This is a genomic window from Duganella flavida (genome assembly GCF_009857445.1).
GTDB lineage: Bacteria > Pseudomonadota > Gammaproteobacteria > Burkholderiales > Burkholderiaceae_D > Rugamonas > Rugamonas flavida.
In genome coordinates this window covers 32,490-45,817 of sequence record NZ_WWCN01000001.1, presented here as the reverse complement: position 1 = coordinate 45,817, position 13,328 = coordinate 32,490, and the positions used below count along the sequence as shown (strand labels likewise).

The window sequence follows — 13,328 nt, the reverse complement described above, 5'->3', positions numbered from 1 at the left end:
GGAACCCGCATATGAAAATCAAACTTCGCCCCCTGACTACCGGCGTCCTGCTGATGCTGTCGGCACTGGCTGCCACTGCGCACGCGGAAGCTGAGCGTAAATCCTATATCGTGCAACTGGTCGACAAGCCAGTCGCTACCTACACCGGCCAAGTGACCGGCCTGGCTGCCACCATGCCAGTCCAGGGCCAGCGCCTGAATGTGGATGCTGCCGACGTGCAGGCCTACATCAGCTACCTGGACGGCAAACAAAACGATGTGATCAGCACGGTCGCCAATGCCGAAGTGACCCACAAGTACGACGTGGTGTTCAACGGCTTTGCTGCGCTGCTGACCGACGATGAAGTGCGCGCGCTGAAAAAGAACAGCGGCGTAGCGGCCATCACCGCCGACTCCGTGATGAAGCTGGATGACAGCTACGTCAATTCCTTCATCGGCCTGGACAAGGCCGGCGGCCTGTGGGAGCAGCTGGGCGGCAAGGGCGCTTCCGGTGAAGACATCATCATCGGCATCGTCGACGGCGGTATCTGGCCGGAAAACCCAAGCTACGCCGATCGCGTGGACTCGGATGGCAACCCTAGCCACAGCGGTTCGACGCTGGTGTACAACGCGCCGCCAGCCAGCTGGAAAGGCAGCTGCGATACCGGCGAAGGCTTCAGCGTGGCCAATTGCAACAACAAGCTGATCGGCGCGCGCTACTACAAACCATCCTCGCAAACCCTGCACTGGACCGAGTTCAACTCGGCGCGTGACTCGGTGGCCGGCACCGAAGGTTCGGGCGGCCATGGCAGCCACACGTCGAGCACGGCGGGCGGCAACGGCAATGTGACCGTGCTGACCGGCGGCCTGAATCTGGGCAAGACTTCCGGCGTGGCGCCGCGTGCGCGCATCGCCGCCTACAAGGTGTGCTGGACCGACGCCGCGACCGCCAAGAACGGCTGCGCCACTGCCAACAGCGTGGCGGCAATCAACCAGGCGGTCAAGGATGGCGTGAACGTCATCAACTTCTCGATCGGCCCTAGCTCCGGCGGCGGCACTTTCAATGAAGCGACCGAGCAAGCCTTCTTTGGCGCAGCGGCAGCTGGCGTATTCGTGGCCGCGTCGGCCGGTAACTCGGGCCCGACCGCAACCGCGCCGGCGCCGGTGGCCCACATCAGCCCATGGCTGACCACGGTCGGTAACTCGACCCACGACCGCATCTACCTCGGCGATGCTGTGCTGGGCAATGGCGTCACCGTGACCGGTGTCTCGGCCAACGCCAACACCCCGGCGGCACCACTGATCCTGTCCAGGGACGCTGGCCTGCCGGGCGTCAACGCAACCCAGCTGGCGCAGTGCTTCGGCGCGACCGACGGTTTGGCGGCGCTGCTGGATCCGGCCAAGGTCAGCGGCAAGGTGCTGGTGTGCGACCGCGGCAGCAACGTACTGGTCAACAAGAGCGCCAACGGCAAGACCGCCGGCGCGGTGGGCGTGATCATCGCCAACGTCGAAGGCGGCAACAGCACCGTGCTGAGCCAGCCGCACACGGTATCGACGGTGCACATCACCAAGGAAAACGGCAAGATCGTCAAGGATTACGTGGCGGCCAACGCCTCGGCCAACAGCTCGCTGGGCAACCTGCGCGCTACCCTTGACACCACCGTCAAGGCGCCGATCATGAACGGTTCCTCGTCGCGTGGTCCTAACGTCGCCAGCGCCAACATCCTGAAACCGGACCTGACCGCACCGGGCACCGACATCCTGGCTGCCGTAACGGCCGGCCTGACCAAAGAGCAGCACGATGCGGTGGCAGCAGGCGGCGTATCGCCAGTGACCGACTGGGCGTTCTACACCGGTACCTCGATGGCGTCGCCACACGTGGCCGGCGTGGCAGCGCTGCTGAAACAGCGTCACCCGGACTGGACTCCAGCGGCCATCAAGTCGGCCCTGATGACCACCGCGTATGACACCTACACCGACGGCCTGACCAGCGGCGTGGCGTGGGATGCAACGGCCAAGAACACCGGCACGCTGCCATGGGCCCAAGGCGCTGGCCACATCGCCCCGACCACCGCGGCTGATCCTGGCCTGGTGTACGACATCGCGCCAATCGAGTACGCACGCTTCCTGTGCGGCCAAGGCCTGATCTATTCGGCGGCACAGTGCACCTCGTTCGGCGGTTCGATCGCTGCGCAGAACCTGAACCTGGCGTCGCTGACGGCTGGTAACGTGCTGGGCTCGATGACCCTGACCCGTACCGTGACCAACGTCGGCAGCACCACTGCAACCTACAACGCCACCGCATCGGTGCCGGGCTACTCGGTGCAAGTGTCGCCGGCACAGCTGGTGCTGGGTACCGGCGCCAAGGGCACCTTCACGGTGAAGGTGACCCGCGTCGATGCGCCTATCGATACCTGGACCTACGGCAAGCTGGTGTGGAGCGATGGTACCCATACCGTGCGCAGCCCGCTGACCGTGCGCGGCAGCGCGCTGGCAGCGCCAGCTGGCGTGTACAGCGAAGCGACCACCGGCAGCAAGATCATCACCGTGGGCACCGGCTTTGCTGGCACCATGAGCGCGGTGAAAGGCGGCCTGATTCCAGCGTCGAAGGAAACCCGTACCGTGGTGCAGGGCACCGCCCTGTCGACCGCCAATGCACAGTGCGCAGCGGGCGGTGCAGCCGGTGTGAATCTGCATACGGTCAGCATCCCAGCCGGCACCATTGCTGCGCGCTTCTCGTTGTTTGACGATGAAGTGCATGGCACGACTGCTGGTACGAGCGACCTCGACCTGGTAGTGATCAAGGGCACGACCGTGGTCGGCAGCAGCGGTGGCGACACTGCCAACGAGTCGGTACAGCTGCTGAATCCAGCTGCTGGCGACTACAAGGTGTGCGTGATCGGTTATGCACCAGCAGGCGGTTCCGCCACCTACGCGTTGTCGAGCTGGCTGGTGAATTCGACCTCGACCGGCGGTAACTTCAAGGTCAACGTGCCAAGCTCGGCGACCATTGGCGGTACTGCCAGTGTCGGCGTAAGCTGGTCGGGCCTGCCGGTTGGCCAGCGCTACGTGGGCGCGGTGAACTTCCTGCTGGGCGGGGTCAAGCAGGGCACCACCGTGGTTGACGTGGACACCACCGATCCGCTGCCGCTGTTCCAGAACTCGCGCGCCAAGGAAGCTCTGGCGTTCTGATCGCGTAGTCTCCGGTAAGCAAAACCCGCGTGCAGTTGGACGCGGGTTTTTTTTATTAGTACGCGATGTCTTCCAAGCGGTAGCGGTATTTGCGGCGCTCGGGTAAGTCCCAGCCGTCGCCCGGCGTGGTGTCGCGCGGCGGGGCTGGCACCGCTTGTGCTGGCAGCGCCGCTTGCTTGTGCAGCTGCGTTTGCAAGGCGGTCAGCAGGGCGAGTGCTGAGGTGTCGGATAGTGCGGCGGTGATTCCGGTGACTGTTGCTTGCTGGTTCTGTTGGTCTTGTTTGGCTTGCTCCGCGCGCAGGCGACTGGCCGGCCTGAATTGTTTGTCTTCAGGGCGCCTGATGCGCAAATCTTCCCAAGCGTTGCGCGTGCTGCGGGCGAAGGACTGAGCGAATTGGTTGGGCGTGACTGAGTGGCCGTTATGAATGATTTCGTCACCCACTACGCGGGCGTAGTTGTGCTCGCCGTAACTCCATGAACAGAGTTCCGTTCCCTCCGGTAGAAATATGGTTTTCCATTGATAGCCGCGGACGCAGGCTGGGTCACAACCCTTTCGTAGACTGGCTTGTTCGCGCAGCCAGAGTTCGATGGCGCTGCCGATCACCTCGGATACGTCTTGTGTTCCGCCGCGTATTTGGAGTTGCGAAATCAGGCGGAGCAGGAGGCTGGTGTCTACCTGTAGACTGATTGTGGATTTCATCCTATTTCTCCTTCTATTTTGTTCTGCTTTCTTCTATTTAGACCTGCAATTGCGGGAAGAGTTCAAAAGCAGGAAAAAACAGGGAAAAATAGAAAAAAATAGAAGGGAAAATCGAGCGAAATACACAGGGGGATGGAACATACCCTACCCCTGTGTATAGCGGAAGAACTATTTGACGTTGGGTTGGCCGGAGGGTGGGACCAGGGAGCGTTCGTTGAGGACGCAGACGCCGGCGCGGCAGCTGGCGCCGGGATCGCTGACGACGGAGCAGGTCGACATTATGCCTTGCTTTTTATCGTCGGCACGGCGCGCGGCGGAGTGCTGCTCGACCAGTGCTTTCAGCTTGGCACCGTCGCTGTTTTTGCTGGACCAGGCCAGGTAGTTTTCCGGTCCGCCGCAGGCTTTGGCGCCAACCCCCAGGCTGTGGCATTGGCTGCTGTTGTCGCAGGTGAGGTCGGTATTGGCGGCCTGGATTTGTTTCCATAGCTCCGAGGTCGACGTTTGCGCACCGGCGCAGGCGGTGAGGATGAGCAAGCTGGCCGTAGCCAGGCGCAAGGTGGGGGCGATTTTCATGGTGGTCATTCCTCTGGATCTTGGTGCTTGAAGCTTAGCAGGGTTTCGTCGGACCAGCTGCGGTCCCAGATCGGCGCGTAGTAGCTGCGCTCGAGCAGTACTTCACAATCGCAGAAACGCAGCGAAGCAGGGCTTTGCGCGCCGCCGGCATACAGCGCGGTGAGGGGCAGGTTGGCGCTGCGGTTGCCGTCGAACAGGGTGACGCCGGCTAGCGGGCGTTCCGCAAAGAACAGGTAGTTGCCATCGGCTGCGTTGCAGACGCTGTCGGCGCTGGTGAACAGCTGGTCCAGCCACGCGAACAGGTGCGCGTTGTTCGACAGCAGGCCGGCTTCGACGCCAACCAGGCATTCCAGCCGCAAGTCGCCCAGGCGGCGCATGCCGTCCGGCAGGTTGGGGCTGCGCACTTGCACGCGCCACGTCAGTGTGCTGGCCTTGCTGCTGGCGATGACGGCCGCATCTTCCTGCAGCGCGCGCTGATTGCGCTCCAACGTGAAGCTGTGATCCGGCCCTACCACCACCGGCAGCGAGACGGTATCGCCGGCCACGCGCAAAGTGATACCATCCAGTTGCGTGCCGGGCAAGCGCGGCAACAATTGGAAGCGCAGGGTGGCTTGCGGCGCCAGCGCGTGGCGGCGTTCAAACAAGTCCATGCCGGCCATCATCTTGCGGTAGGACTTGTCGACCGGATCACGGGTGGCGGCCACCGTAACGCTGGATGCACTTTGCGCCGCCGCGCCGCCTGCCAGCAGTGCGGCGGCCAGGAAAATGGTCAGTCCCGACTTCATGCGCGTCTCCGGCCATGCGAGACGCTTATGGTAAGCCGCTGCGTCCGGTGGCGGCGCACTGTTCGGACAGCGCCGCGTTCAGACTGCAGGGCGGCTGGCAATCCAGCGTATCAGCTCGCGCCCGAACACGCGGGTGCGGGCGGTGTCGAGCTGGCGTTTTTTGTAGGCTTCGTGGCTGGCCGGTCCGCTCAGGCTGCGCTGGTAGCTGGCCTCATCCATCAGCTGGATTTCGTACTCGAAGAAAAAGCCGACGTCGTAATCCTGTTCCGGCGCCGCATCGAGCTGCTGCACGTGGATCATCTTGCGCACCGTGACCTGGATGCTGTTGAAGCCGACGCCGCTGTGCGGATTGTCGCAGCGCGTTTGCGGCTGGGCGATCTCGGCCAGTTCCGCATCCATTTGCCGCAGCAAGTCCAGCGGGTAGTCCGTGCTGTGCTCAAGCTGCGCGCGGTACTTGCAAAAGACTTGCTTGGCGGCGTCGAGATCGAGCAGGGTGTTGCGGGTGCGCTCGGCGTCGACATTGGTCACCGACAGCAAATGCGCGCGCTGCAAGGTGCGCAGGGCCAGCAGGCATTCGCAGCGGGTGGCAAACACCAGCCGCACGCCGAGGTGATCGAAAATATCGGCCGCCAGATACGCAGCTTTTTGCAGCAGCTTGAGCAGGATGCTGTTGCGGCCCTTGTTGTCCTTGCGGTCGTAGTGCAGCAGCGGCAGGCAAACTTCGCCGTCGGTGAGGAAGTGCTGCTTGCCGTCGTGGCGTATCACTTCATCCAGCGTGCCGAACACTTGCGCACGGATGGCGTGGAAGTGGCGCAGCTTGAGGTTGTTGTCGATGTAAAAAATCCCATGCATCACCTTCAGCACCGCGCACGACCACATGCGCCGCAGATCGACTTGCTGGCCGCGCAGCGAGGCGTACACCAGCAGTTGCAGCGGATCGTCCGGCGTCGCCACCTCGGGCGGAATCAGGCCGGCCTGGCCAGGCTCCAGAAAACTGCAGCGGATGAAAGCCACCGCCTCGGCATGGGCGCGGCCGATCAGCGCCACCGCCGCCGGTTGCTCCAGGTCAAAGCCGTACTCGCGCACGAATTGGCGCGCATCGTGCAAGTTGCGCAAGGCCAGCGCGCCGAGGTCGATCGCCGAAATGCCGTTGGCGATGGCGTTCAGGTAGCTCCAGTTGAGCGACAACTTGCCGTCGCTCCTGAGTGAAGCGTGCAGTTCCGTCATGTCTCCTCCCGCCGGATTACTTTTATATTAATTGCTTACCGGTTGAAACTATAATAGCGCCTTTGCAAGCCTAATTCTCAAGCGGATGATTAAATTCCTCGATAGCCGCCTGGCCGGACTGGCGGCGTGGTTTGCACGCCGCACCAACTTCCTCACGCATCCACAGGCTGGTCGCTGGAGCATGCTGGTGATACCGCTGCTACTGGGTTTGCTGTCGCTGGCTAGCGGCCAGGACGATGGCTGGGACATGCGCAACTACCACCTGTACAACGCCCACGCACTGCTCAACGGCCGTATCGGTTTCGATTTTTCGCCGGCCGGTTTCCAGAGCTATTTCAATCCCACGCTGGAACTGCCGTACTACTACCTGAACCAGTGGCTGCCGCCGCGCGCGGTCGGCTTTGTGATGGGCCTGCTGCATGGTCTGGCGTTTGTGCTGCTGGCCGGGATTGCGCGCCAGTTGCTGGGCGCTGCTGCGCCGCGCCGCACGGTGCTGCTGCTGGCAATGGCTGGCCTGTTCGCGCCCGGCTTCCTCAGCGAGCTGGGCAACACGATGGGCGACAACCTGAGCGCCTTGCCGGCGCTGCTCTCGCTATATCTGGTGTTGCGCTGCTGGGATGCACTGCCGCAGTGGTGCGCCAGCGTGGCGTGGACCGTGCTGGCGGCCGGTGCGGCGATGGGCGTCAGCGCCGGACTCAAGCTGACCAACGCAACCTACGCGGTGGCGCTGTGCGCCGCCTTGCTGACCGTGCCGCTGGCGTGGTGGCAGCGGCTGCGGCTGGCTTTCGTGTACGGCGTCGGCGTGCTGGCCGGCGTGGCGGCTGCCGCTGGCTGGTGGTTCCTCAAGATGTGGCAGACCTTCGGCAATCCGCTGTTCCCGCAATTTAACAACCTGTTCCACAGCCCGCTGGCGCAAGAGGGCGGCGTGATTGATGTGTTCTTCCGTCCGCAGGGCTGGGTGGAGAACCTGTTCTGGCCATTTATCTTTGCTTTCAACACGCGGCGCGTGTCGGAGATTCCGCTCAAGCTGGCCGTGTGGCCGGTGCTGTATCTGGTGCTGGCGGCATCGCTGGCCGTGTGGCTGTGGCGCCGCCGCAGCGCGGCAGCAGCACCATTGCCGGCGCCGCGCATCGTGTTCCTGCTAGCCTTCGTGGCGATCGCCTACCTGGTGTGGATGCGCATGTTCAGCATCTACCGCTACCTGGTGCCGCTGGAGTTGCTGGCGCCGCTGGCGATCTGGCTGGCGTGGCAGTACATCGCGCCGCAGGCGCAGCGCGTGGCGGGCGTGGTGCTGGCCTTGCTGGCGCTGGCCGTGTTCCCGATCGCAAACTGGGGCCATGCCGAGTGGGCCGAGCAAGCTTTCAGCGCCGAGGTGCCTGCCATCGCCCAGCCGGCCGACAGCATCGTGTTCTTCGCCCAACCCGATCCGCCGTCCGGCTGGATGGCGACCTTCCTGCCGCCGGCAACGCGCGTGATCGCGCTCGGCACCGGCTTGCCGGAATCGCCGGCCTGGCGCGCGCGGCAGTTGGCGGCGATTGCCGAACGTCCGGGTCCGCACTACCTGTTGCTGAGCGCCGCCCGCAACGACCGCGACGGCACCCGGCTGCGCAAGCTGGCGTTCGCCCAATCGCTGGGCTGGACCGACGATGCAGCCGGTTGCAACAAGCTTGCAAGCCTGATGCAGCACGTGCGCCTGCAAGTTGAATTGCGCCGCCTGCCCAGCGGCGGCTGCACCTTCGACCTGTTGCCGCAGCATCGCATCGATCTGGCCGCGCAAGACCGTACTACCATCGCGCAAGCGGCTGACCGATTGCAGCAATACGGCCTGCAACTGGACGCCGCCAGCTGCGTCACCCAGCCCGCCGCGATCGGCGCCGAGCCGCGTCCCTTCCTGTGGTGCCGCGTCGGCCTGAGGGACCGCACGGCCGCGCGATAGTCTTTAAAATGGGAGCCAGTTCAACTTGTTCGCGGAGCTTGCATGTCTTTTCTGATCGTTCTTGCCGCCCTGGTGTTCCTGATGCTGGCCGCGTATCGCGGCTACAGCGTGATTCTGTTTGCCCCCATTGCCGCGCTGGGCGCGGTGCTGCTGACTGACCCGGGCGCGGTGGCGCCGGTGTTCAGCGGCATTTTCATGGACAAGATGGTGGGTTTCGTCAAACTGTACTTCCCGGTGTTCCTGCTGGGCGCGGTGTTTGGCAAGCTGATCGAGTTGTCCGGCTTTTCCGAAGCGATCGTGGTGGCGGCCATCAAGTATATCGGCCGCACCCGCGCCAATGCAGTGATCGTGCTGGTGTGTGCGTTGCTGACGTATGGCGGCGTGTCCTTGTTCGTGGTGGTGTTTGCCGTCTATCCATTCGCGGCTGAGCTTTACCGCCAAAGCAATATTCCCAAGCGCCTGATGCCGGGCGCGATCGCGTTGGGGGCGTTCTCGTTCACCATGGATACCTTGCCGGGCACGCCCCAGATCCAGAACATCATTCCGACCACCTTTTTCAAAACCACCGGCTGGGCGGCGCCGTGGCTGGGCGTGATCGGTTCCATCGCCACGCTGGCCGCCGGTCTGGCCTTCCTGGAGTGGCGCCGCCGTAGCGCGATGGCCAAGGGCGAGGGCTACGAGAGCGCCGCCGCGGCAATCACCGGTGGCGACGCTGCGGTCGCCGCTGCCCCGGTGCCGGTGCCGGCGCCGCCGCACGCCGGCTTGCCGCATCCCTTGCTGTCGCTGGCACCGCTGGTGCTGGTCGGCATCGCCAACTTTGCGCTGACCAAGCTGATTCCCGTCTGGTACGGCGACAGCTACGCCCTCACCGCCGACGCCTTGCCCGGCCTGCACGCCCCGGTCACGCTGCCGATCAAAGCGGTGGTCGGTATCTGGGCGGTGGAGGGGGCTCTGCTGCTGGGCATCTTGCTCACCGTGGCCACCGCCTTTGCTCGCATACGCCTTACCTTTGCCGATGGCACCAAGGCCGCAGTCGGCGGCGCGCTGCTGGCGGCCATGAACACTGCCTCCGAGTACGGCTTTGGCGGCGTGATTGCCGCGCTGCCGGGCTTCCTGTCGGTGAGTGAAGCGCTGCGCAGCGTGCCCAATCCGCTGGTGAATGCGGCGGTATCGGTGACCGCGCTGGCCGGCATCACTGGCTCCGCCTCGGGCGGCATGAGCATCGCGCTGGCGGCCATGTCAGAGCAGTTCATGCGCGCGGCGGAAGCGGCGCAGATTCCGCTGGAAGTAATGCACCGGGTGGTGGCCATGGCCAGCGGCGGCATGGACACGCTGCCGCACAATGGCGCGGTGATCACCCTGCTGGCGGTCACCGGCCTGACGCATCGCCAGTCCTACCGCGACATTTTTGGCATCACCATCATCAAGACGCTGGCGGTGTTCGTTGTGATTACCGTGTACTACCTGACCGGGCTGGTGTAAGCGCGGGCGGCCAAAGCTTACTTCGCCGCGCTGCCCAGCATGTCGTGCACGCTGTAGCTCATCATCGCCAAGAACGCCACCAGGCCGAGATACAGCACGCCGTAGTTAATGCGCGTGTCGCGCGCGACGGTGTAGTAGTGGTCCGGCTTGGCGGGATCACCCCAGATGGCTTCCTTGATTTGCGGATAGGCCAGCACTGCCACCAGGATCAGCATCGGGCTCGGATGATAGAAGAACAGCGCCGCCAGCAGCGGCACGCCGGCCAGCCACACCTTGGGGGAGATGATGGCGGTGATACGGCCGCCATCCAGCGGCGAGATCGGAATCAGGTTGAACAGATTCAGCATACAGCCGGAGTAGGCCAGGGCCAGCAGCAGACTGCTGTCGTTGTTGCGCGCGAAGTAGTAGCAGAGCATGGCGCCTGCCGTGCCGGCCAAGGGCCCGGCAAAGCCGACGTAGGCCTCGGTCTCGACGTCGTGCGGCAGCTCTTTCAACGCGATCCAGGCACCGACAAATGGAATGAAGGTCGGCGCGCCGACATTCAGCCCACGCTGGCGCGCGGCGACATAGTGGCCCATCTCGTGCACAAAGATCAGGCCCACGAAGCCGGCCGCATAGCGCCAACCATAGACCCAGCTATATACCACCATCGATATCAGCATGGTGCCGCACGTGGTCAGCAGCTTGCCCATCTTGCCGGCCGCCAGCAGCCAGACGATCAGCTTGCCCATCGGCTTACTCCGGCTTGCTCAGGTCGACCGCCGCAGGGCGCTCTTCACGCTTGCGGCCCAGCAGTTTGTAGATCCAGCTGCCGACGGCCGCGACGCCGATCAGGATGATTTTCTTAAAGGCCAGCAGCAAGGCAAACAGCTTGCCGAAGAAGCCGAGCTTGGCCGCAACGCCGCCCGCCACCAGTGCCGCGATGCCGTATTCCGCCACCTTGTCGGTGCCGGCGTTGAAGTCGGCGTAGCGGTTGCCCGATGTGAACTCGGTGAAGCCGGTGACTTTTTTCATTTCGGTTTTGACTTGCGCAATCTGCGCCATGCCCGCGACCGCATTCAACACCAGCACGCCCTCGCGGCCCAGCACGCGGATGTTGTAGTTCAAGCCGTTTTCCTGGTCGCCCTCGGTATGCAATTCCTTGGCCCAGTACAGTTTGTGCTGCGCCTTGTCATAGCTTGGCTGCTCGGCCCAGCCGACCAGCGTCATCGCCGCGTAGCCTTGCTCCTTGCGGGCCTTGTTATTCTCGACCATGCTTTCCTGAATGTCCTTCAGCAGGTCGGCATAGTTGATTTTGTCGGCGTCGTCGTCCTTGACGTGGCCGTCCTTGTCGTAGGTGACCACCACGCCCCAGCCGGCGGCGCTCAGCGGATTGACGTCGGCCGGCACGATCATGCCCAGCGTTTGCACGCCGGGTGGATTGCCCCAGCCGTCGGTCAGCAGCTTGGCGGCATCGGCCTGGTCCAGGTAGCGGAAGCTGGCTGGCAGATCCAGCGTAGCGATATTGCCGGGTAGCGTGATTTTGCCGTCGCGGAAAGTCAGCGTGGACAGCAACTGCTGCGCGCTGATCTTCGGCGCACCGTCAGCGGCGGCAGCAACCGCAGGCAGAATGGCGGCCAGGCTTAGGCACAGCAGGGCTGTGATCAAACGGCGCATAAGTACTCCTTGCAAAAAAACCTATATCCTACAGGAAATAATTGCAATGTTGGTAATTACTTATGACATTGTCGTTGTGCTTGATTCGTGGCAGTATGACCGGTCACGATTTGTGTAAACCAAGGAGGCTAGCTTGAAAAAAACCATGCTCGTAATGTCGCTGATCGCGGCGTTTGCAGCCACTGCCGCCCACGCGGCGAACGGTCCTGAGATCGACGCAAAACGTCTGTCGCAGGATGTGAAGGTACTGTCGTCGGACGAATTCGAAGGCCGCGGCCCGAACACCGCCGGCGAAGTGAAAACCGTCGCCTATCTGATCGAACAGTTCAAGGCCGCCGGTCTGCAGCCGGGCGGTGACCTGGTCAAAGGCAAACGCGCATGGACGCAAGACGTGCCGCTCGGCCGTTTTGAAATCAAGGGCCCGGTCAAGCTGACCGTCAGTGACGGCAAGACCGTGCAGGAACTCAAGCAGGGCGACGACCTGGCCGTGCGCGCAGCGATGAACGGCGCCAAGCTGGTCGACTTCAAGAACGCGCCGCTGGTATTCGTCGGCTACGGCGTGACCGCGCCTGAGCGCAAGTGGGATGATTTCAAGGGCCAGGACCTGAAGGGCAAGCTGGCCGTGGTGCTGATCAACGATCCAGACTTCGAAACCGGCGAGGGCGATTTCGGCGGCAAGGCCATGACCTACTACGGCCGCTGGACTTACAAGTATGAAGAGATGGCGCGCCGCGGCGCGCTGGGCACCATCATCGTGCACGAAACCGCACCGGCATCGTATGGCTGGAACACGGTGAAGAACTCCAACACCAACGTCATGTACGACATCGTGCGCAAGAAGCCGAGCGAAGCGCACGCACCGATGGAAGCCTGGATCCAGCGCGACCTGGCAGTGGACCTGTTCAAACGCGGCGGCCTCGATTTCGAAGCGTTGAAGAAGCAGGCGCAAACGCGCGACTTCAAACCGGCAGAATTGAAAGGCGTGACGCTGTCGGCCAACTACGCTGTGGATGCGCAAGTCATCACCTCGAAGAACGTGGTAGCGCGCATGGTCGGCGCCAAGAAGCCGAATGAAACCGTGATCTACAGCGGCCACTGGGACCACCTGGGCATCGGCCTGCCGGATGCCAAGGGCGACAAGATCTACAACGGCGCAATCGACAACGGCACCGGCATCGCCGCGCTGCTGGAATTGGCGCGCGCTTACGGCAAAGCGCCGGCACCAGCACGCAGCGTGGTGTTCCTGGCGGTGACGGCGGAAGAGAAAGGCTTGCTGGGCTCCGAGTACTACTCGGCCAATCCGGTGTACCCGCTGGCCACCACCGTCGGCGTGATCAATATGGACGCCCTAAGCCCGACCGGCCCGACCCGCAACTTCACCATCTCGGGCAGCGCCAAGCTGGATCTGCTGGACCAGCTGATCGCCAAGGCCAAGCAGTACAACCTGGCCTACACGCCGGATCCATTGCCGGAAGCGGGCCACTTCTTCCGTTCGGACCACTTCCCGTTCGCCAAGCGCGGCGTACCGGCCATCTCGTATGGCTCGGGTAACGACCTGGTCGACGGTGGCCTGGACGCTGGCCGCAAGGCAGAAGAAGCCTACACCACCAACAACTACCACCAGCCGTCGGACGAGTGGAGTGCTGACTGGAGCTTCACCGGCATGCAGCACGATCTGGGCATGCTGTACTCGCTGGGCCGCGATCTGGCGGAATCCAAGGACTGGCCTAACTGGTCCAAGGACGCCGAGTTCCGCGCCGCGCGTGACGCCAGCGCCGCCAAGCGCAAGTAAGCAGGCA

10 protein-coding genes are annotated in these 13,328 nt (G+C 63.4%); 4 read left to right on the top strand and 6 right to left on the bottom strand.

The features are described from left to right. Positions 1-11 precede the first annotated feature (11 nt). On the top strand, positions 12-3,170 hold the full coding sequence (locus GTP46_RS00210) for a S8 family serine peptidase (RefSeq protein ID WP_161004638.1): 3,159 nt from the start codon (positions 12-14) through the stop codon (positions 3,168-3,170). A gap of 55 nt (positions 3,171-3,225) precedes the next feature. Here the strand turns inward: GTP46_RS00210 and GTP46_RS00205 are convergent, their stop codons facing one another. The 4 genes from GTP46_RS00205 to GTP46_RS00190 form a co-directional block, all read right to left on the bottom strand. Continuing rightward, a complete protein-coding gene (locus GTP46_RS00205) occupies positions 3,226-3,870 on the bottom strand; it encodes a hypothetical protein (protein ID WP_161004637.1) in 645 nt (214 codons plus the stop codon). Between the two features lie 168 nt (positions 3,871-4,038). Then, on the bottom strand, positions 4,039-4,443 hold the full coding sequence (locus GTP46_RS00200; RefSeq protein WP_161004636.1) for a hypothetical protein: 405 nt from the start codon (positions 4,441-4,443) through the stop codon (positions 4,039-4,041). A 5-nt stretch (positions 4,444-4,448) separates the two neighbouring features. Beyond that, a complete protein-coding gene (locus tag GTP46_RS00195) occupies positions 4,449-5,228 on the bottom strand; it encodes a hypothetical protein (protein ID WP_161004635.1) in 780 nt (259 codons plus the stop codon). A 78-nt stretch (positions 5,229-5,306) separates the two neighbouring features. Continuing rightward, a complete protein-coding gene (locus GTP46_RS00190; protein ID WP_161004634.1) occupies positions 5,307-6,455 on the bottom strand; it encodes a TIGR04552 family protein in 1,149 nt (382 codons plus the stop codon). An 85-nt stretch (positions 6,456-6,540) separates the two neighbouring features. On the opposite strand from GTP46_RS00190, the gene GTP46_RS00185 reads away from it, so the two are divergent. Beyond that, on the top strand, positions 6,541-8,391 hold the full coding sequence (locus GTP46_RS00185; RefSeq protein WP_161004633.1) for a hypothetical protein: 1,851 nt from the start codon (positions 6,541-6,543) through the stop codon (positions 8,389-8,391). Between the two features lie 42 nt (positions 8,392-8,433). Further along, entirely contained in the window at positions 8,434-9,873 is a 1,440-nt protein-coding gene (locus GTP46_RS00180) for a GntP family permease (RefSeq protein WP_161004632.1), read from the top strand. A gap of 17 nt (positions 9,874-9,890) precedes the next feature. Here GTP46_RS00180 and GTP46_RS00175 read toward each other — a convergent pair whose 3' ends face one another. Together GTP46_RS00175 and GTP46_RS00170 are read right to left on the bottom strand one after the other, a co-directional pair. Next, positions 9,891-10,604: a site-2 protease family protein gene (locus GTP46_RS00175; RefSeq protein WP_161004631.1), complete on the bottom strand. Its 714-nt coding sequence runs from the start codon at positions 10,602-10,604 to the stop codon at positions 9,891-9,893. Between the two features lie 4 nt (positions 10,605-10,608). Further along, the gene (locus GTP46_RS00170; protein ID WP_161004630.1) at positions 10,609-11,529 is read right to left on the bottom strand and encodes a DUF2167 domain-containing protein; all 921 of its coding nucleotides are present in this window, start codon (positions 11,527-11,529) and stop codon (positions 10,609-10,611) included. A 133-nt stretch (positions 11,530-11,662) separates the two neighbouring features. Here GTP46_RS00170 and GTP46_RS00165 point away from each other — a divergent pair, with 133 nt between their 5' ends. Then, positions 11,663-13,321, top strand: coding sequence for a M28 family metallopeptidase (locus GTP46_RS00165; RefSeq protein WP_202414085.1), 1,659 nt, complete (start codon positions 11,663-11,665; stop codon positions 13,319-13,321). The last annotated feature ends 7 nt before the right edge of the window (positions 13,322-13,328 follow it).